We start from the raw sequence: 18,924 nt of genomic DNA on the forward strand, positions 1-18,924 counted from the left end.
TCGGCGGCGGACGGTTTCGGCGGCCGGTCAGGCCTGGTAACCGAGCCGTTTGGCGGCCAGTCCGTTGAGGATCTCGGTGGTGCCGCCACCGATCCCGATGATGCGCATGTCGCGGTATTGCCGTTCGACCTCGGTGCCGGTCATGTAACCGAGGCCGCCGTGCAGCTGAACGGCTTTGTTGGCCACCCACTCCCCCGCCTCGACCGCGGTGTTCTTGGCGAAGCACACCTCGGCGATGAGGTCGTCGGTGGAGCTGACCTTCCGTTCGACGAGGGCCCGCGTGTAGGTGCGGGCGATGTCGATGCGGCGCGCCATCTCGATCAGCGTGTCCTGCACCGACTGCCGGGCGATGATCGGTTTGCCGAAGGTCTCACGGTCGCGCGCCCACTGCAGGGTGAGATCGAGGCAGCGTTGCGCACTGGCGTACGCCTGCACCGCCAGACCGGACCGTTCGGTGACGAAAGCAGTTGCTATCTGCGCGAATCCGGAGTTCTCGGGCCCGACCAGGTTGGTGACCGGCACCCGCGCATCGACGAAGGACAGTTCCGCGGTGTCGGAACTGCGCCACCCCATCTTGTCCAGCTTCCGCGTGACCTCGAAGCCGGGTGTGCCCTTTTCGACGACGAGCAGTGAGACGCCCGCGGCTCCCGGTCCTCCGGTGCGGACGGCGACGACGACGAAGTCGGCGCGGACCGCGGAGGTGATGTAGGTCTTGGAACCGTTGACGACGTAGTGGTCCCCGTCGCGCTCGGCCTTCGTCGTCAGGTGGCCGACGTCGCTTCCGCCGCCGGGTTCGGTGATCGCCAGGCTCCCGATCTTCTCGCCCGCGAGCGTGGGCCGCACCCACCGGTCGATCTGGTCGGGGTCGCCGGCGGCGATCAGGTGCGGCAGGGCGATGCCGTGGGTGAACAGCGACGCGAAGACGCCACCGGCCGCGCCGGCGTAGTGGAGTTCCTCGCCGAGGATCGTGCTGTCGATCAGATCACCGCCGGAGCCACCCACCTCCTCGGGGACCCCGAGCCCGAACAGACCCAGTTTGGCCGCCTCGATGTGCAGTTCACGGGGGATGGCACCCTCGCGCTCCCAGTCGTCCTGGAACGGGAGGATGTGTTTGTCGACGAATCGGCGCACGGTGGAACGCAGTTCGAGGCGTTCGGGTGTCTCCCAGATCGGACTGGCGATGGGCATCGTGTTCTCCTGTCGGACTGCGTGCGACTGCGTGCTGCTGCGATCGGACGATTCGGCGGCGTCTGGGGGGCGGTGGACGTCAGCGGCGGACGGTGAGGACGACGGGCGTCTCAGCTCGCCCGCGGTTCGCGACCCGGCCCGGGTGGGCCTGCGAAACACTGTGCGATACCCGACCATTCGACCGCGTCGGGTCCGATGAGCTCGAGTGCGAGGTCGGCGAGTGCGCGTCGCTGGGTCACCAGGAAGCAGAAGTCGAGGGCCGGCCCGCGCACGCTGTTCGACGCGTCGTCCGGGCCCCAGGTCCAGATCTCGCCCGACGGCGCGGTGAGCGCGTAGTGGAACGGCTCGGCCGGCGGGGTGCGGCCGTTGACGATGTAGGCGAAGTCGCGTGTGCGGACGCCGATGTGGGCGACGCTGCGGATCCGATCGGTCGGCACGACGGGAACACCGAGGGCGTCGGCGACATCGAGGCCGTGTGCCCATGTCTCCATCAGGCGCGCGGTCGCCATCGACGCCGCGGACATCGGTGGCCCGAACCACGGGATCTTGACGCCGGCCGGCACCTCGCGCAGCGCGTCGGCGAGACGGTCGCGGGCCGCCCGCCACCCGGCCAGGATCTCGTCGGCCGGCGCGGCGGAACCCGCTTCGGCGGCGTCGTCGACGTAGGTCGCCACGCTGCTCGCCGCCTCGGAGAGCAGTGCGCCGAACCGGTCCGGGTCGGTGGCCGCGATCGCCGCCACCTCGTCGGTCCACGCCAGATGCGCGATCTGGTGCGCGATCGTCCAGCCCGGCGCCGGCGTCGGGGTGGCCCAGCCCGCATCGTCGAGACCCGCGACGAGCGCGTCGAGCTGCGCGGCTTCGGCTTCGAGGTCGGCGACGACGCCGATCACGGCTGCTTGTCCCTCAGGCATGCGATCACCCTCACACACGGCCTCAGAAGAATCAAGCGCGCTTGATTGTTTTTCCCGCAGGGACGACCCGGCGCCTTCACCGCCGGTGGTTGAGCCGGCACCGAGCGGAGCGAGGCGCCGAGTCGAAGCCACTCGGCGACCTGCCCCCACCGCTGGTTGAGCCGGCACCGAGCGGAGCGAGGCGCCGAGTCGAAGCCACTCGGCGACCCGAGCCCCACCGCTGGTTGAGCCGGCACCGAGCGGAGCGAGGCGCCGAGTCGAAGCCACTCGGCGACCCGGGCACAAGAGGTGACCTCGACCGACGCGGCAACCTCGCCACGCCCGATAGACGCTGCTCGGCCGGCTGACGACCCAACTGCGGTCAGCGGTAGTGGATGTCGACCGTGGCTCGGCTCAGCAGGATGTCGTCGTAGGAGGTCATCGTCGCCTCGAAGGACGAGATGCGGCGGCCGAGTTTGATCGGCGTCACCTCGACCACCACTTCACTGCCGTCGACAGCAGGTGAACGGTAGAAACCGATCGCCATGTCCCCGATCGAGTACTCCTGCCCGGCCCCGGCATGCAGATGCCCGGCGAACGATGCCGCCTGGCCGGCGATGGTGGCGATGACGCCGCCGTGCATGGTGCCGAACATGTTGCCCATCCACGGTTCGGTGGCGCTGCGAAAGCGGATGCCGGACTCGCGGTCGGTGGTGCCGTCGATCACCTCGACGCGGCCGTTGAGCATGTCGGTGAGCGGGCCGGGTTCCCGCATCTTCGACGCGATCTCCTCGACCACGGCCCGCCCGGACAGCGCGGCGGGTATGGGCTCGGGCAGGACGGACCCGTCATCGTCGCTGCATCGCGGTGTCGCGAGACCGATCTCGGCGGACGGGGTGGCGCCGGTCGGGGCACGGCCGACCCGGACGTTGCGCGCGGTCCCGACGCAGCACAGGTCCCCGGTACCGGTGCGGATCTCGACCGACGTCGAGCCCCAGGCGTCGTCGTGCATGACCACCTCGGCCCGTGCGGCGACCAGGTCGCCCACTTCTGCGCGGCCGTGCGTGGACATCGTCAGGCGTGCCTGGAGGGTCGCCGCGGCGGGGTCGTCGTGGATGCGATGGAACGGGATACCACCGCAGTGATCGAACAGCACGGCGAGCGCCGGCAGCTCGATCACGCCCCGATGGTCGGCGAACCGCGGGCACAGCCGCTGCGAGGCCCGCACCCCCGACTCCGACACCGAGATGCCGCCGAGGTGGAACGCGGACAGGGGATCGTGCGGCTGGCTCATGAAATCTCTTGTATCAGCGATGTACCGCCGATCTCACAGTGGAGAGTCCAATCTCACTCCCGTAGTGTGGGTGCGTACGTGTCCAGAGTGACGGGAGAGACAGATGCGACGCACAACTGTGGCGACGATCGGGGCGATTGCGGCAGTGGGAGCGTTCGGCGTAGGAGCAGGCACCGCCTCCGCCGCACCCGCGGAACGACCCCTCAGCGTGGAGCAGGTCCCCAACGCCGGCGTCACCGTCGGCGCCAGCGGCATCACGGGCGGTTTCGTGGCGGGCATCCTCGCCTCGGCCACCGAACCCGGGGTCACGCTGATCACGCTCAACACGACGCCCACCGAGTCCTGCGCCACCAACCTGAAGGATGCGCGCGTCGGGATCACCTGGAAGAACACCTCCACCGGGGCGTCCGGCGACGAGGTCTTCGCCGCATGTGCGGACGGACGTCCGTCCGACGGGGTCGCCGTTGCGACCGGAGCGGGATCGGTCGAGTTCACCACGACGATCCTCGGCCAGGGCGACCAGACCTTCACGGTCGTCCCGGGCAGCGGATCGTTCACGCGCTGACGCCGAGCCGACCACAACCCACTCTTCGCTGAGGCGCGGGAGGTCCACGACGGACCGGCAGACCTCAACTCGACCGGCAGACCTCGATCGAAGTCTGCCGGTCGTGTTGAGGTCTGCCGGTTGCCCAGCCCACGCCCTCAGGCACGCCAGTAGACAATCTCGCAAATCTGTATACACGTGCGGTGAACACGTTCTAGATTTGCCGCATGGCCGAGACAGTCACCCAGCTCCTGCAGGCACGCGCCGACGACGACAACCTCGCGATCACCTACGAGGGTCGGCAATGGACGTGGCGCGAGTACATTCGCGACGCCGAACGCGCCGCGTCGGCGATTCTCGGCATCGCCGACACCGAGCGCCCGCTGCATGTGGGTGTGCTGCTCGGGAACACGCCGGACATGCTGATCGCCCTGGCCGCCGGCGCGCTGGGCGGTTACGTGACGGCGGGGATCAACAACACTCGCCGCGGTGAGGGTCTGGCGGCCGACATCGTGCGCGCGGACTGTCAGATCCTGCTCACCGACGCCGAGCACCGCCCTCTCCTCGATGGCTTGGAGCTACCGGGCGTGACGGTGCTGGACACCTCTACTCCGCAGTGGGCCGAGATGCTCTCCGGCGCCGCGGAGTTGACCCCGCATTCGGTACCCGGGGCGATGGACACGTTCATGCTGATCTTCACCTCGGGGACCAGTGGAAACCCCAAGCCGGTCCAGTTCGCGCACATGATGATGCCGTTCGCGGGTCCGGTGCTCGCCGACAAATACGACATCGGCCCCGGCGACGTCTGCTACCTGTCGATGCCCCTGTTCCACAGTGCCGCGCTCATGGGGGGTTACTGCGTCGCACTGTGCGGCGGTGCCGCGATCGCGCCCGCCAAGTTCTCCGCCTCGACCTTCCTGGCCGACATCCGCCGCTACAACGCGACGTACATGAACTACGTGGGCAAACCGCTCGCCTACATCCTGGCCACCGAGGAGAGGCCCGACGACGCCGACAATCCGCTCCGGGTGGCGTTCGGCAACGAGGCCACCGACCGCGACATCGACGATTTCTCGCGCCGGTTCGGTTGCACCGTCTGGGACGGCTTCGGTTCCACCGAGCTGGCGATCATCATCACCCGTGAGCCCGGCACGCCGCACGGTTCGATCGGCAAGGGTTTCCCGAACGTCGCCGTGTACAACTCGTCGACGCTGACCGAATGCCCGCGTGCCGAATTCGACTCCAGCGGAGCGCTTATCAATGCCGACGACGCGATCGGCGAGCTGGTGAACATCGAGGGCGGCGGGATGTTCATGGGCTACTACAACGATTCCGACGCCACCAGCGAGCGTCTCCGCCACGGGATGTACTGGTCGGGCGACCTCGCGTACAAGGACGCCGACGACTGGATCTACCTCGCCGGCCGGACCGGCGACTGGATGCGCGTCGACGGCGAGAACCTCGCCGCCGGACCGATCGAACGGGTGCTGTTGCGCGTTCCCGAGATCAATCGCGTTGCCGTGTATGCCGTTCCGGACGACCACGTCGGCGATGCGGTGATGGCCGCCGTTGTCCTGCAGGACGGCGTCGAGCTGACCCCGGAGTCCTTCGCCGAACAGCTTGCCGCACAGGCCGACCTGTCGCCGAAAGCGTGGCCGACGTATGTCCGGATCGAGGACGACCTGCCCACGACCGCAACGAACAAGATCCTCAAGCGCACCCTGAAATCCGAGGGAGCCGTCCCCGGCACGGGCACACTCTGGGTGCGCGAGCCGCGGTCCCGCGTGTATCGACAAGCCGTCGCCGCACAGGCATGACCTCGACCGCGGCCACCATACCGACACCGGAATCCGTCCCTCAGCAAACGCTTCCGGAGATCGGCTACTACGCACTCTCGCGCCATCCGGTCGATCCCGCCGAACTCGCCGACGAAGCGGGGCTCGCCGACCGCGCGGGCTTCGGTGCCGCCTTCGTCTCCGAGCGGTTCAACGTGAAGGACGCGGCCGTACTCGCGGGCGGTCTCGCGGCGGCGAGTCGCCGGATGGGCGTCGCCACGGCCGCGACCAACCACAACACCCGTCACCCCATCATCACCGCGTCCATGGCCGCCACGTTGTCGACCATGACGGATGGTCGCTTCGCGCTCGGCCTCGGTCGTGGATTCGCCGCACAGTGGCAGGTTCTCGGGGTTCCCGATGTCACGAGCGCCCAGCTCACCGACGCCGCCTCGGTGTTGCGCACCCTTTGGCGCGGCGAGATGATCCTGGGCCACGACGGCCCGCTCGGCACCTACGACTACCTCAACCTCGGTGTCGCGGTTCCACCGGTCCCCATCCTGCTCGTGACGATGTCGCCCAACACCTTACGTCTTGCCGGGCGCATCGCCGACGGTGTCGTCCTGCACACGTTCTTCTCCGACGAGGCCACCATCGCCGCGGTCGAGACCGTCCGGGCGGCGGCCGCCGAGGCCGGTCGGGACCCCGCTTCGGTGCGCATCTGGTCGGTACTGGCCACCGTGCCCGACCATCTCGATGATGACGACCGGTTGCGACGTCTGTACGGCCGGCTCGCGACCTATCTCCAGGGGTATCCGGACGTCCTGATGCGTGCCAACGGATGGCGTGGGGATGATCTCGAACGAATCAGAGACAGTCCGGCTTTCGCCGGCGCCCGCGGACCCATCGACGCCACCGCCACGGCCGACGAACTGGCCCGGCTCGCCGAGGTCATCCCGGCGTCGTGGGTCGCCGACAGCGCGGTCGGCAGTGCCGAACAGTGCGCGGCCGCCGTGGCGCGCCAGTTCGACCTGGGAGTCGACTCGGTCATCATGCACGGCGCCGCGCCGTCGGAACTGTTGTCGGTGCTGACGGCGTACCGGTCGATACGACCCGCCTTGCCGGCTCTGCCAGTGAACCCGGGTTCGGTTGCGGGACCACCGGTTCAGTGACCGTCAGTCGGGCACGCCGGGTGGCACCGAGTTCAGCAACGCGCCCGCCTCGACCCGGAGCTGTTGACCGGTCACGTACCGGGCAGCATCGGACACCAGGTAGAGGACCGCCTCGGTGACATCCTCCGGCGCGAGCAGGTCCACCGGCATCGCGTGCAACGACGCGAAGACGTCCTTGACGTCGTCGTAGACCGGCTTCTCGAGATCGGGTCGGAACAGCCGGTAGAGTTCGTCGTGATGCACCATCGCGGTGTCGACGTTGCCGGGATGAATCGCGTTGACGCGAATACCTTTCGGCGCCAGGTGCCGGGCGAGGTCGTTGACGAGTCGCGCCACCGCTCGTTTCGAGTGGCCGTAACCGCCTGCACCCGGCCCGGCCTGCGCGGACTCGAACGACGGCATGAACGCGGCCATCGAACCGATGCAGACGATCGATGCACCCGCTTCGAGGTGCGGCAGAGACAACTCGAGGGTGTTGATCACCCCACCGAGATTCACCGACACCGTGTTCAGCCAGGTGACCGAGGGACTCTCGGGCCCGAGCGGGCTGATACCGGCGTTGGCCACGACGATGTCGAGTCTGCCGAACTGCGCCACCGCGTCGTCGATCGCGGCCTGCAGGGCGTCCCGGCTGCGGACGTCGGCGATCTTCGCGATCACCCGACTGTCCGTCGCGTCGACCATCTTCGCGGTCTGCTGCAGGTCGTCCGGGGTACTCATCGCGTAATTGACCGTCGTGATCTGATCGCAGATGTCGACGGCGATGATGTCGGCACCCTGCTCGGCCATCCGCACGGCGTGGCTGCGTCCCTGGCCCCGTGCCGCGCCCGTCACGAGTGCGACCTTCCCGTCGAGTCTGGTACTCACTCGCGCTCTCCTCGTCCCGGCGACCGCGAATCGGGTCGCCGTATGTCCGCGCAGCCTAGCCGACGGCCATCCTTCGTGTGGCGGAATGGATTTGCTGATCGCGAGGTCGCCCTGCGCGGCCGGACCCGCACCGCTGCACACCGCCGCGCCGGTTCCCTGGACACCAGTCCAATTCCTCGGTAGTGTCCGATCAGCAGCCTGGGTGAGCCCGGTCACATCGGCCCGGCCCGCGCAGCTCGATCGAAAGGGCGTGCCCGTGCCGGACACCGTCGGAATCCCGACTTGCATAGACGAACTCACCCCGACGTGGTTGACCTCATTCCTCCGCTCTCACGGTCACGACGTCAGCGTAGAGTCGGTCGGTGCCGAACCGGTGGGAACCGGGCAGATGGCGGGTTCCTATCGCCTCCACCTCGCGCACGACAGCCCAGCGACGTTGCCCGACACCATGATCGCGAAGCTCGCGACCGGCTCACCGGACCAGCGCGAGTTCGGATCGGGGGTGTTCCGCAACGAGGTGCGCTTCTACCGCGACCTCGCCGGGTCGTTCACGGTGCCGATGCCAGACTGCTTCGCCGCGACCATCTCCGACCGCGGCACCGAGTTCGTACTCCTGCTGGAGGACATGGGCGCGGCCGTGCAGGGCGATCAGATCGCCGGCTGCACACCCGCGCAGGCCGAGGCGGTAGCCGTGGCGACTGCCGGTCTGCACGCTCCCCGGTGGAACGATCCGACCCTGCTGGCCGAGATGCCGTTGCCCACCGACGCCGACCGGGAAGTGATGGAGTCGATCCTCGCGCCGATGGCCGAGGTCTATCGCGAGCGCTTCTCCCCTATCGGTCCGTCATCGGCAGCGGTCGATTGGCTCGTCCGTGAGGCCGGCCACTGGCTGGTCGCCCCGCTGGACAATGCCACCCTGATCCACGGCGATCTCCGGGTCGACAACGTCCTGTTCGGCCCGTCCGGTGAGGTCACGGTGATCGACTGGCAGACGATCACCACCGGTAACCCGCTGCGCGACATCGCCTTCCTGCTGAGTACCAGTCTGACCACCGCCGACCGGCGCCGGCACGAGCGCGGCATCGTCGCCTCGTATCATCGGGCGCTGGTCACCGCGGGCGTCGGCGACTACACGCTCGACGACTGCTGGGACGACTACGTCGGCAACCTGATCCAGGCGCCGCTGATCATCGTGTTCGGCTCCGCTGCTGCACAACCCACCGAGCGCGGCAATGCGATGTTCGATGCGATGCTGTCCCGCAGCGCAGCCGCGATCGACGATCTCGCACCCGGAGGGTTGTGAACCGTGCCGTCACTGGTTATCGGGGGCAACGGGTTTCTCGGTTCTCATCTCGTTCGGCAGCTCGTGGACGCGGGCGTGGAGGTGCGGGTGTTCACCCGGCCCACGAGTGACCTCCGGACCCTGGCCGGTCTCGGCGTCGATCACGTGACGGGCGAACTCTTCGACGCCGACGCCGTCGCGCGGGCGATGACCGGTTGCGACGTGGTGTTCCACTGCGCGGTCGACACGCGCGCGTGGTTGCGCGATCCGGCACCGCTGTACCGGACGAACGTCGAGGCCCTGCGTTCGGTGCTGGACGTCGCAGCCCGGATGCCACTGCGGAAGTTCGTGTTCACCAGCACCGCGGCGACCATCGGGCGGGTGAACAGCCGTCGGGCGACGGAGGACGATGTGTTCAACTGGGCCGCGCGGGCTCCCGCCTATGTGCGCAGTCGCGTGGCCGCCGAGGACCTGGTGCTGCGTCGAGCGCAGGACGACGCGGTACCCGCCGTCGCGATGTGCGTCGCCAACACCTACGGACCCGGCGACTGGCAACCAACTCCCCACGGCGCATTCGTTGCCGGTGCGGCGCTGGGCAAGTTACCGTTCACCGTCCGCGGCTGTCGCGCCGAGTCGGTCGGCATCGACGACGCCGCGCAGGCGCTGCTCCTCGCGGCGGACCGCGGCGAGGTCGGCGAACGCTACATCGTCTCCGAGCGGTCCATCGACACCGGTGAGATCGTGGCCATCGCCGCCGCGACCGCGGATCGTCAGCCCCCGCGCGTCGTTCTCAACCGCGCTGCGCTGTACACCTTCGGGGCGGTGGGTTCCGCCCGTGGGGCGCTGACGCGCAAGCCGGTGCAGTTGACGATCCCCTCGGTCCGGTTGATGCACTTCATGTCCGAGATGGACCACGGCAAGGCCGAACGCGACCTCGGATGGCATCCACGTCCGGTGACCGAGGCCATCGCCGACGGTGCCCGCTTCTGGCTCGAACGACGCGCCGCCCGCCGCGCTGGTTGAGCCGACACCACCACCTCGCTGGTTGAGCCGGCACCGAGCGAAGCGAGGCGCCGAGTCGAAGCCACTTGGTGACCTCGACGAGCTCGGTCAGCGGGCGAGTCAACCCGCCCTGCTCCCCAATCCCCAAGAACCGCAAAAGCACTGGTCTCTGAGGTGCGAGGAGCGATAGCGACGAGCCACGAAGGGCCTGGTGGGGCACCTTGCGAGCCCTTCGTGGCTCGCTTCGCTCGCACCTCAGGGAGCAGAGGGGTGGCCCTCCGCAAGCTCCGCACGCTTCTCAGGGAGGACGAACGCGATCGATCTCAGGGACCGGAAGGCCCGGCCAGGATGCCGGCGAGTTCGTCGAGGCTGTAGGGCGAGGTGCCCTTGTGATCGCGGTAAGCGACGAAACTCGCCTGCTGCGACTCGAACCGGCCGATGAATCCACCGGCAGCGCTGAAGATCTCGCCGGTGATGTGCTCGGCCGCGTCACTGGCCAGGAACACGTACAGCGGGGCGACGTACTCGGGCGGGGCGGGATCGAGCGCCGCGTCGCGCGTGGGGTCGTCGAGGATTCCGCGACGATGGAGTCCTTCGATGTGGGCGACGTAGTCGTCGCCGGAGGACAACCTCGACTTCGCTCCCGGCATCACCACGTTGACGCGTACGTGATGATCCCGGAGGTCCGCGGCCGCGGCGAGGGCGAGTGCGTTGACGCCGCCCTTCGCCGCGGGATAGCCGCTGCCACCGAACATTCCGAGCGAGGCCGCCGAACCCGTGAGCACGACCGACCCCGATCCTTGTTCGACGAACACCCTCCCCGCGGCCTGTAGGAGATGGAAGGCGCTCATCAGGTGGGCGTCGATCTGCTCGCGGAACTCGTCGGAAGCGATCGTCAGCACCGTCGAACCGGGAGGTTCGGCGATGCCGGCGCAGTTGATGGCGATGTCGAGGGCACCGAACTCCGCCAGCGCCGCCTCGACCATCGCCTGCGCCACTCCGTCGTCACCCGCGGACCCGCGAACGCCCACGGCATATCCGCCGCCGCCGCGGATCTCGGCGACGGTGTCGTCGACGGCCTGTCCGTCGCGACCGTTGACGACGACCGAGACTCCCTGTCCGGCCAGCGCATACGAGACGGCCAGTCCGATACCGCGGGTCGCGCCTGCGACAACGGCGACCCGGCCCCCCAGTCCCGCGCCGCCAGGTGACCAACCGCCGCCCGACGTCACGCCGAGCTGCCCACCGGCGTGATCGGGATCGACCGCCCGCGGTCGACGAATTCGAAACTCGCGCCCCCGCTGAAGCGTGCGACGGCCACCTCACCGTACTCCTTCTGCGGCGTGTCCGCCTTGGTGATCCGGACGACGAGATCGCCGTCGGCCTCGGTCGCGTCCGCGACGACGAGATACGGATCGACGGCGGTCGCCGCCGCCTGCAACGGTTCGACGTGGTCGACATCGAGTATCGACGTCCAACCGCCGTCGGTCATCGCATAGGACTCCCGGGGGATTCGGACGGTGACCGTGTCCCCGTCGGCCTCTGCGGTGAGTCCCGTGTACTGGGTCGGACCGAAACACGGATGCAGTGCCAGTACCTGGGCGAGACCTGCGGCGTCGGCGGACAGATCGAGCGCGACGCGAATCCGGTCGGCAGCGAGTCCGGCGATGCCGATCAGCTGCTTGCGGAAGATCTCGGTGGTCTGCGCCTCGCTCTCGGCATACCTGCGCAGGCTGACGAGGAAGCCCAGCGACAGCAACTGGTGTTGCAGCGCAACCTCTTCGGCGACCCGCACCAGAGCCGACGTCGACCACTCCGCGAACTGCAGATCCTCGACGAGCGGGCCGCGGTAGTCGACCCAGCCGTCGGTCTCCGTGGTGTCGATGGCCGACAGGACGAGTTGACCGGCCCTCGTCTCGAACATGTCGACCGAATCCGGTGGGAGCGGCAGCTCGTCTCGATCCGGTTCGATCGTGACCGTCCACTCACAGTGCGGCGTGCGATCGACCGGTCGACGCGGGGGGCGATGAACCGGACGGATTCGTGCGCGCCGGTTGGTCGCGATCGCCGTCGCATCGAAGGTGGGGTCCTCGATGTCGTGGCACATGGTTGTCACGTAGTCGTCGCCGAGGGGTTCGACGTCGAGCAGCGCGCCGCAGTGATCGAGCACGAACGACCCGTGGTACTCGTCGTCGATGCGGTATCGGAAGTCCATGAACTGGGGTGGCGCACCGATGTCGAGTTGCAGACACTTGAACATGTCCTCGACACCGTCGCCGTCGATACCCAGGGCCGTACGCATGCGATGCGTGTAGACCGGACTCGCGGCCATCCACTCCTCGATGGCGACCTTGCCCATCACGTCCCTGCCGAAGGCGCTGATGAGATGCGCCATGCCGCTGCGGTCGATCATCTGACCCGACAGCAGCAGTTCCGGTACGAGCACGGCGAGCTGATCCTGACTCAGACCTTGGTAGGTCGGGGCTGTGGAAGTCATGTCAGTTCACCAGAACGCGACCGGGGCCTTGCCGAAGTCGTACCAACCCGGCAGATCACCCGGCGCCGACTTCTCCACACGCTTGAGCATCGGCTCACTCATCGCGTTGTTCTTCATCATTTCGATGAAGAGAGCCGAGACGTTGCCGTAGTCGAAGAAGTCACGCTGCCAACGGAACTGGAAGTTTCCTCCGTACTTGAACCAGCTACCCTGGATGCCCTCGAGGGCGTAGTGGCTGCCGTCGTCGCGTGTGCCCTCGTAGATCTGCTTCCACAGTCCGATCATGTCGCCGGTCTGGTCATCGATGACCCACGCCTGGTACGGGTACTCCCACCCCTGCAGACCCTCCATCTCCTGTCCGAGGGCGAGCTCGCGGATCTCCTCGCGGCCGACGGCCATGAAATCCTTGTTGGGGCCGTAGTTCCACCCGTAGGTGGCATCCTCGGTGTAGAAGTCGGCCAGGGGCTTCCAGTCCCCCGCCTTTTCGGCCTCGATGTTGGCGGCGAGCCACCGCTCCTTCATCTCGTCGAGTTCGGCACGGTCAAAAGACATGTGTTTCACCTTTATTCGATCGTTCGGGTATTGCGTGGGCGACGTGGTCGGAGCTCAGTCCTCGATGATCCGAAGGGCCTGAGTCGGGCAGTAGTGCACGCCGGCCTCGACCTCGGCGCGCTGGGATTCGTCGGGGGTCGCGTCGAGGATCTCCACATGATCGGTGTGCGCGGCGAAGACCTCGGGCGCCTCGAGCTCACACATCCCATGTCCCTGGCAGAGGTCCAGGTCCACCTCGACGCGCATCACGCGTCCTGACGCTTGCGGTAAGCGACGCGGCAGGGTTGCTGCAGCTGGACCACCATCTTCGAGTGGTCGTTGCGGTAGCTCTCCGGCGGCTGCAACATCTCGAACTCGTAGTTCTGGAAGAGCACCGAGAAGATGGCCTTCAGTTGCATGATCGCGAATTGCGCACCGACGCAACGGTGACGACCGGCGCCGAAGGGGATCCAGGTCCAGCGATTGACCAGATCCTCCTGCCGCGGTTTGTCGTAACGGTCGGGGTCGAAGGTGTCCGCCTCGGGGAAGTCCTCGGGCAGCCGGTTGGAGATCGCCGGCGAGACGGCGATCGACTGCCCGGCCTTCACCTCGAAGTCCTCGACGTGAAAGTCGTTCTGCACCACGCGCATGAGGATGATGAGCGGCGGGTGCAGCCGCAGCGCTTCTTTGAGCGCGTTCTCGAGCTGTGGCATCTGACGGGTGTGCGCAAAGGTGTATTCCGGGCGCTCGCCGGGCGGGGTCTCGCCGTAGATCTCGTCGAGCTCCTCGTACACGCGTTGCATGTAGTCGGGGTTGCGCAGCAGTTCGATGAGGGTCCACGCGGCGGTGCCCGACGTCGTGTGGTGGCCCGCGAACATCATCGAGATGAACATGCCGGTGATGGTGTTGGCGTCGAAGCCGACCTGGACGAGGACGTCCATCAGGTCGCGATCTTCCTTGTCCTCGGTCGGATTCGCGATCCGTTCGTCCATCACGCCCTGGATGAACTCGACCAGTTCGGCCCGGGCCTCGTCGCGCTTGCGGAAGCTCTCGATGTCGGCGTTGTAGTCAACGTAGGCGATCGGGTCCGTGCCCTTCTCGAGATCGTGGAACAGGTGGGCGATGTGCCCGTTGAGCCGCTCCCGGAACTTCCGCCCGATGAGGCACGACGACGACGTGTAGAGGGTCAGCTCGGCGAAGAAGTCCAGCAGATCGATCTCGCCCTCGTCGCCCCACTCGGCGATGATCCGTTCGACCTCGTTGGGAATGGTCACCGCGTGCTGCTTCATGTGTGCGCCCTTGAGCGCCGAGTTGTGGATCGCCTTGGATCGTTCCTCGGGACTGGTGTCGAACACGACGCCCTCGCCGAAGACCGGTGTCATGAAAGGGTAGGCGGCGGCCTGGTCGAGGTCCTCCTCGGGGGCGCGGAAGAACTCCTCGCTCGCCGCCGATCCCGAGACGAGCACCACCTCGCGGTCGGCGAGCTGGAACATGCCGACGTCACCGCATTCCTCACGGACGCGCCAGAACAGCGAGATCGGGTCGGTGGCGAGTTCGTCGAGATGTCCGTGTTCGCCCTCGCCACCCGAGACGCGATTCGGTTGTTTCAGGCCTGATTCGGTGATGGCGGTCATCCATCCGTCCCCTTCTCCTGTACTGCCTGTCGTTTCTTGTCGCTGACCGCGCCTTCGGCCTCCACCTCGACCGACCGCATGTGCGCTCCGCGCGGCATGGTCACCATGGCCGCGACGGCCTGTGCGATGTGTTCGGGCGAGAGGAAATTGCCGTGGCGGGCCAGACCGTGTGTGATCCAGTCGTTGAGCATGTTCTCGGTCGTCTTCGGGTCGAGGTTCATCCCCATGCCCGTGAGGGTCTGTCCGGGACGGACGACCCCGGCCCGCACACCGGTCCCCTCGAGTTCGAGCTGGATGGTCGCGACCAGTCCGTCGATACCGGACTTCGCGGCTACGTAGGCCGACGACCACGGCCGGGGGTGGATGGCGACATCGGACCCGATGAACACGAAATCGCCTCGCGCACGGTCGATCATGCCGCCGATCACGGCGCGGTAGATACGGTACGCGCCGGTGAGGTGGATGTTGATCTGATCGGCGAAATGATCGGTGCCGGTCTCGTAGGAGAGACCGACTGCGAGATCACCGGCGCCGGCGACGACGATCTCCAGCGGCCCCAGCGCCGCCTCGGCCTTCGCCACGCAATCCAACACCGATTGCTCGTCGGTGACGTCCAACGGTACCGCGACGGCTTCGCCGCCGGCGGCCGTGATCTTGTCGGCGAGTTCCTGTAGCTTCTCCAACCGGCGGGCGGCCAGGGCGACGGGATGGCCCGCGGCGGAGAGGAATTCGGCCGTGGCGGCGCCGATTCCCGACGACGCGCCCGCGACGAGGACCGGTCGGCGCTCGGGATGGGGACGGAAAGCCATCAGCGCACCGTCACCTTCACCGGGAGCTCGGCGAAGCCGCGCACGTTCACCGAGTGGACCCGTACCGCCTTGTCGGCATCGATCTCCACTGCCCGGATCGACTTGATCACTTCGGTCAGGCCGATGTTGGCCTCGAGGCGCGCGAGGTGCGCCCCGAGGCAGAAGTGGGCGCCCAGGCCGAAACTCATCAGGGACTGGGCGCAGTCGCGGCCGATCTCGTACCGGTCGGCGTCGGCGCCGAACACCTCGACGTCGCGGTTCGCCGAACCGACGAGCAGGAGTACACGGTCGCCCGCCGGGATCACGAAGTCGCCATAAGGGGCATCCTCGATCACCCGCCGCACGACGATCTGCGTCGAGTTGTCGTAGCGCAGCGTCTCCTCGGTCCAGTCCGGGACGACGACTTCCGGGTCGGCGAAGACCTTGGCGAGCTCGTCCGGATTGCGCCAGCCCCAATACAGGGCGTTGGCAAGCAGTTTGGTGGTGGTCTCGTTGCCCGCCACCACCATCAGAACCATGAACCCGACGATCTCGTCCTCGGTGAGCTTCGTCTTCTCACCGGTCTCGTCGTCGTCGATCTCGGCCGCGATGAGGGCCGAGACCAGATCCTCGCCGGGGTTCTTGCGACGGTCGGCGATGAGCTCCGAATAGTACTTGTGCAGTTCGATGTACGCGTACACCGCCGCCTCGGGAAGGTCGAGGTCGCCGTCCTCGCGATGCAACAGCAGGTCGGACTGGTGGCGCAGCCGGGTGCGATCGGCTTCGGGCACTCCCAGCAGTTCGGACACGACGTCCATCGGGAGCAGGGCGGCGAAGTCGTGCACGAAGTCGAACTCGCCCTTGTCGAGACATCTGCTCCAATGCTGATGGGTGAGGGCGGTGATCCGGCCGGTGAGTTCGTTGACGCGGCGAGGCGTGAAGCCCTTGGAGACGAGTTTGCGGATACGCATGTGCTTGGGGTCGTCCATGGCGAGGAACGACATCGACTTGTGCGCGTCGGGACCGTACGCCGAGGGGTCCATCGACACGCCCCAGCTGTTCGAGAGTCGTTGTGTGTCACGGAATGCGGCACGGACGTCGGCGTGTCCGGCGAGGGCCCAGAAGTTCATCCCGCCGTGGTAGTAGACCGGCGCCTCCGCGCGGAGACGGGAATAGGTCGGGTAGGGATCCTCGTGGAAACCATAGGCATACGGGTCGAAGGGGAGCTCGTGCTCCATCCCCGACACCGCCGTCGTTTCGGTCATCACTTCTCCATCAGTAGATGTGCGGCTGCGACAAGACGTTCGGAGGTCTGCTCGTAGGTCATGTGCCCCATACCGGCGTAGACCAGGCCGCCGGAGTAGATCATCTCCAGGGCGTCGAGCAGCGGGCCCGGGTTCTCCGGGTCCTCTTCGAGGGCGGCGGCGAGACGACGCCGGATGAATGCGCCGATTCGCACGCGCAGGTGTTCGACGTCAGGGTCACTGCCCAGCAGGGCCACCGTGACCGCACCACCCAGCTGCCCCTCGCCGGCCACGACCAGCGCGACCTCCCGAAGCACCTGCGCGACGCGCTCACTCCGCGGTGCACCGGGATCCGGTTCGAGCACCCCGGCCGAGAGGCGACGCCAGAACACCTCGGCGACGAGGTGACTCTTCGACGAGAAGTAGGTGTAGGCGGTAGCCGGCGCGACCCCGGCGATCTTGGCCACCGACCGCACGGTCAGACCGTCGAAACCCTCGGCGTTCAGCACGTCGACCGCGGCATCGGTGAGGCGTGTGACCGTCTCCGCCTGCTGCTGGGTCAGCCTGCGGCGGGTGGATTCCTGAGACACGGGACTGGACATGTGAGCCACGCTACACTAGGTTTGAACGCGAGTCCAGACACCTGTCCAGATGGAGTTCCAGCTCATGCCTCTTCGCCCCGAATCCGCGTCGGATCTGTTGATCGACGGCAAGCTCACCCCCGGGAGCGGTGGCGTCTTCGACGTCGTCAATCCCGCGACCGAGGAGGTCATCGGGCAGGCGGCCGACGCCACCGCGGCCGACATGGATGCCGCCATCACGGCGGCGCGCACCGCCTTCGACACCACCGACTGGTCGCGCGATCACGCCTTCCGCGCTCGCTGCCTGCGTCAGCTGCGCGACGCACTGCTCGCCCACGGCGACGAGCTCCGCGAGCTCACCATCGCCGAGGTGGGATGCCCGTCGTTCCTCACCCACGGCCCGCAGTTCGAGGGACCCGTCACCGATCTGGGCTACTTCGCCGACCTCGCCGAGAGCTATGAGTGGACTCGCGACCTCGGCACCGCGAAACCCATGGGACTGAAGAACCACCGTGAGCTGCGCTCGGAGGCGGTCGGCGTCGTCGGCGCGATCACCCCGTGGAACTTCCCGCACCAGATCAACTTCGCCAAGATCGGACCCGCCCTCGCCGCCGGGTGCACGGTGGTGCTCAAGCCCGCGCCCGACACCCCGTGGTGTGCGGCGCTCGTCGGCAAGGTGGTCGCCGAGGAGACGGACTTCCCGCCGGGCGTCCTCAACATCGTCACCTCGACCGACCATCAGCTCGGCGCCCAGCTCAGCACCGACCCTCGCGTCGACCTGGTCTCGTTCACCGGCTCCACCGCGACGGGCAAGAAGGTGATGGCGGCCGCCTCCGAGTCGCTGAAGAAGGTGTTCCTGGAGCTGGGCGGCAAGTCGGCCTTCATCGTCCTCGACGACGCCGACATCGGATCCGCCTGCGCCATGGCCGCGTTCAACGTCGTCACCCATGCCGGCCAGGGGTGCGCGATCACGACGCGTCTCGTGGTTCCGCGCGGAAGCCTCGATGAGGCGATCACCGCCACCCGCGACGCGATGGCCGGCCTGCCCGCCGGGGACCCGACCGACGGCGGCACCATCTGCGGACCGGTCATCTCGGCCCGGCAGCGCCAGCGCATCGAGTCCTACATCGAACTCGCCACCAGCGAGGGCGGCACCATCGAGATCGGCGGCGGCCGTCCCGCCGACAGGACCGCCGGATTCTTCGTCGAACCGACCCTGATCTCGGGTCTGGACAACTCGGCGCGAGTGGCGCAGGAGGAGATCTTCGGCCCGGTGCTCGTGATCATCCCCCACGACGGCGACGACGACGCGATCCGCATCGCCAACGACTCGCCGTACGGGTTGTCGGGCATGGTCTACGGGACCGATGAGGACCGGATCAACAAGGTCGTCAACGGAGTTCGCACCGGGACGATGGGTGTCAACGGCGGCATCTGGTATTCCGCCGACGTCCCGTTCGGCGGTTTCAAACAGTCGGGCATCGGCCGCGAGATGGGTGTCGCCGGTTTCGAGGAGTACCTGGAGACCAAGGCCGTCGCCCGCCCGGCGTGACCCTTCGAGGCTCGTCGCTATCGCTCCTCGCACCTCAGGGAGCAAAAGCCTCGCGCTATCGCTCCTCGCACCTCAGGGAGCAG

18 protein-coding genes are annotated in these 18,924 nt (G+C 67.5%); 6 read left to right on the forward strand and 12 right to left on the reverse strand.

Annotation, left to right across the window (positions count from 1 at the left end):
- Positions 1-27 precede the first annotated feature (27 nt).
- The 3 genes from MVF96_RS18675 to MVF96_RS18685 all read right to left on the reverse strand — a co-directional run bounded on the left by MVF96_RS18675 (position 28) and on the right by MVF96_RS18685 (position 3,372).
- Positions 28-1,188, reverse strand: coding sequence for an acyl-CoA dehydrogenase family protein (locus tag MVF96_RS18675; RefSeq protein WP_205333706.1), 1,161 nt, complete (start codon positions 1,186-1,188; stop codon positions 28-30).
- 110 nt (positions 1,189-1,298) lie between these two features.
- Positions 1,299-2,099 (reverse strand): TIGR03084 family metal-binding protein, encoded by an 801-nt coding sequence (locus tag MVF96_RS18680; RefSeq protein WP_247450026.1) that lies wholly within the window; start codon positions 2,097-2,099, stop codon positions 1,299-1,301.
- Positions 2,100-2,460: 361 nt separating this feature from the next.
- Positions 2,461-3,372 carry a PaaI family thioesterase gene (locus MVF96_RS18685; protein WP_058252387.1) on the reverse strand — a complete coding sequence of 304 codons (912 nt, stop codon included), beginning with the start codon at positions 3,370-3,372 and terminating at the stop codon, positions 2,461-2,463.
- A 103-nt stretch (positions 3,373-3,475) separates the two neighbouring features.
- Here MVF96_RS18685 and MVF96_RS18690 point away from each other — a divergent pair, with 103 nt between their 5' ends.
- The 3 genes from MVF96_RS18690 to MVF96_RS18700 all read left to right on the forward strand — a co-directional run bounded on the left by MVF96_RS18690 (position 3,476) and on the right by MVF96_RS18700 (position 6,863).
- Positions 3,476-3,937 carry a hypothetical protein gene (locus MVF96_RS18690; protein ID WP_058252388.1) on the forward strand — a complete coding sequence of 154 codons (462 nt, stop codon included), beginning with the start codon at positions 3,476-3,478 and terminating at the stop codon, positions 3,935-3,937.
- A gap of 206 nt (positions 3,938-4,143) precedes the next feature.
- Entirely contained in the window at positions 4,144-5,733 is a 1,590-nt protein-coding gene (gene fadD1, locus MVF96_RS18695) for a fatty-acid--CoA ligase FadD1 (protein WP_058252389.1), read from the forward strand.
- Entirely contained in the window at positions 5,730-6,863 is a 1,134-nt protein-coding gene (locus tag MVF96_RS18700; RefSeq protein WP_058252390.1) for a TIGR03857 family LLM class F420-dependent oxidoreductase, read from the forward strand. Before fadD1 ends, MVF96_RS18700 begins: the two co-directional genes overlap by 4 nt.
- A gap of 3 nt (positions 6,864-6,866) precedes the next feature.
- On the opposite strand, the gene MVF96_RS18705 is transcribed toward MVF96_RS18700, so the two are convergent.
- A complete protein-coding gene (locus tag MVF96_RS18705) occupies positions 6,867-7,730 on the reverse strand; it encodes a mycofactocin-coupled SDR family oxidoreductase (protein ID WP_058252391.1) in 864 nt (287 codons plus the stop codon).
- Between the two features lie 250 nt (positions 7,731-7,980).
- Here MVF96_RS18705 and MVF96_RS18710 point away from each other — a divergent pair, with 250 nt between their 5' ends.
- Together MVF96_RS18710 and MVF96_RS18715 are read left to right on the forward strand one after the other, a co-directional pair.
- Entirely contained in the window at positions 7,981-9,033 is a 1,053-nt protein-coding gene (locus MVF96_RS18710) for a phosphotransferase family protein (protein ID WP_416259069.1), read from the forward strand.
- Between the two features lie 3 nt (positions 9,034-9,036).
- The gene (locus MVF96_RS18715; RefSeq protein WP_058252393.1) at positions 9,037-10,035 is read left to right on the forward strand and encodes an NAD-dependent epimerase/dehydratase family protein; all 999 of its coding nucleotides are present in this window, start codon (positions 9,037-9,039) and stop codon (positions 10,033-10,035) included.
- 302 nt (positions 10,036-10,337) lie between these two features.
- Here MVF96_RS18715 and MVF96_RS18720 read toward each other — a convergent pair whose 3' ends face one another.
- From MVF96_RS18720 to MVF96_RS18755, 8 genes are read right to left on the reverse strand one after another with little or no spacing between them, the layout of a single operon-like run.
- Positions 10,338-11,246 (reverse strand): SDR family NAD(P)-dependent oxidoreductase, encoded by a 909-nt coding sequence (locus MVF96_RS18720; protein ID WP_058252394.1) that lies wholly within the window; start codon positions 11,244-11,246, stop codon positions 10,338-10,340.
- The gene (locus MVF96_RS18725) at positions 11,243-12,511 is read right to left on the reverse strand and encodes a hypothetical protein (protein WP_058252395.1); all 1,269 of its coding nucleotides are present in this window, start codon (positions 12,509-12,511) and stop codon (positions 11,243-11,245) included. Before MVF96_RS18725 ends, MVF96_RS18720 begins: the two co-directional genes overlap by 4 nt.
- 6 nt (positions 12,512-12,517) lie before the next feature.
- Positions 12,518-13,063 carry a Cif family virulence factor gene (locus MVF96_RS18730; RefSeq protein ID WP_058252396.1) on the reverse strand — a complete coding sequence of 182 codons (546 nt, stop codon included), beginning with the start codon at positions 13,061-13,063 and terminating at the stop codon, positions 12,518-12,520.
- 54 nt (positions 13,064-13,117) lie between these two features.
- A complete protein-coding gene (locus MVF96_RS18735) occupies positions 13,118-13,309 on the reverse strand; it encodes a ferredoxin (protein ID WP_058252397.1) in 192 nt (63 codons plus the stop codon).
- The gene (locus tag MVF96_RS18740; RefSeq protein WP_058252398.1) at positions 13,309-14,676 is read right to left on the reverse strand and encodes a cytochrome P450; all 1,368 of its coding nucleotides are present in this window, start codon (positions 14,674-14,676) and stop codon (positions 13,309-13,311) included. The genes MVF96_RS18735 and MVF96_RS18740 overlap by 1 nt, the downstream gene beginning before the upstream one ends.
- Positions 14,673-15,485: an SDR family oxidoreductase gene (locus MVF96_RS18745; protein ID WP_058252399.1), complete on the reverse strand. Its 813-nt coding sequence runs from the start codon at positions 15,483-15,485 to the stop codon at positions 14,673-14,675. The genes MVF96_RS18740 and MVF96_RS18745 overlap by 4 nt, the downstream gene beginning before the upstream one ends.
- The gene (locus MVF96_RS18750) at positions 15,485-16,729 is read right to left on the reverse strand and encodes a cytochrome P450 (protein WP_058252400.1); all 1,245 of its coding nucleotides are present in this window, start codon (positions 16,727-16,729) and stop codon (positions 15,485-15,487) included. Before MVF96_RS18750 ends, MVF96_RS18745 begins: the two co-directional genes overlap by 1 nt.
- A complete protein-coding gene (locus tag MVF96_RS18755) occupies positions 16,729-17,310 on the reverse strand; it encodes a TetR/AcrR family transcriptional regulator (RefSeq protein WP_033206302.1) in 582 nt (193 codons plus the stop codon). Before MVF96_RS18755 ends, MVF96_RS18750 begins: the two co-directional genes overlap by 1 nt.
- Before the next feature lie 64 nt (positions 17,311-17,374).
- Between MVF96_RS18755 and MVF96_RS18760 the strand changes: the two genes are divergently transcribed.
- Positions 17,375-18,841, forward strand: coding sequence for an aldehyde dehydrogenase (locus tag MVF96_RS18760; RefSeq protein WP_247450028.1), 1,467 nt, complete (start codon positions 17,375-17,377; stop codon positions 18,839-18,841).
- Positions 18,842-18,924: the final 83 nt, after the last annotated feature.

It is taken from the genome of Gordonia hongkongensis (assembly GCF_023078355.1).
GTDB lineage: Bacteria > Actinomycetota > Actinomycetes > Mycobacteriales > Mycobacteriaceae > Gordonia > Gordonia hongkongensis.

Excerpts from the sequence above, each read along its gene's own strand:
- MVF96_RS18675 (WP_205333706.1), bottom strand. The coding sequence starts at position 1,188 with ATGCCCATCGCCAGTCCGATCTGGGAGACACCCGAACGCCTCGAACTG.
- MVF96_RS18680 (WP_247450026.1), bottom strand. The coding sequence starts at position 2,099 with ATGCCTGAGGGACAAGCAGCCGTGATCGGCGTCGTCGCCGACCTCGAA.
- MVF96_RS18685 (WP_058252387.1), bottom strand. The coding sequence starts at position 3,372 with ATGAGCCAGCCGCACGATCCCCTGTCCGCGTTCCACCTCGGCGGCATC.
- MVF96_RS18690 (WP_058252388.1), top strand. The coding sequence starts at position 3,476 with ATGCGACGCACAACTGTGGCGACGATCGGGGCGATTGCGGCAGTGGGA.
- fadD1 (WP_058252389.1), top strand. The coding sequence starts at position 4,144 with ATGGCCGAGACAGTCACCCAGCTCCTGCAGGCACGCGCCGACGACGAC.
- MVF96_RS18700 (WP_058252390.1), top strand. The coding sequence starts at position 5,730 with ATGACCTCGACCGCGGCCACCATACCGACACCGGAATCCGTCCCTCAG.
- MVF96_RS18725 (WP_058252395.1), bottom strand. The coding sequence starts at position 12,511 with ATGACTTCCACAGCCCCGACCTACCAAGGTCTGAGTCAGGATCAGCTC.
- MVF96_RS18730 (WP_058252396.1), bottom strand. The coding sequence starts at position 13,063 with ATGTCTTTTGACCGTGCCGAACTCGACGAGATGAAGGAGCGGTGGCTC.
- MVF96_RS18735 (WP_058252397.1), bottom strand. The coding sequence starts at position 13,309 with ATGCGCGTCGAGGTGGACCTGGACCTCTGCCAGGGACATGGGATGTGT.
- MVF96_RS18740 (WP_058252398.1), bottom strand. The coding sequence starts at position 14,676 with ATGACCGCCATCACCGAATCAGGCCTGAAACAACCGAATCGCGTCTCG.
- MVF96_RS18745 (WP_058252399.1), bottom strand. The coding sequence starts at position 15,485 with ATGGCTTTCCGTCCCCATCCCGAGCGCCGACCGGTCCTCGTCGCGGGC.
- MVF96_RS18750 (WP_058252400.1), bottom strand. The coding sequence starts at position 16,729 with ATGACCGAAACGACGGCGGTGTCGGGGATGGAGCACGAGCTCCCCTTC.
- MVF96_RS18755 (WP_033206302.1), bottom strand. The coding sequence starts at position 17,310 with ATGTCCAGTCCCGTGTCTCAGGAATCCACCCGCCGCAGGCTGACCCAG.
- MVF96_RS18760 (WP_247450028.1), top strand. The coding sequence starts at position 17,375 with ATGCCTCTTCGCCCCGAATCCGCGTCGGATCTGTTGATCGACGGCAAG.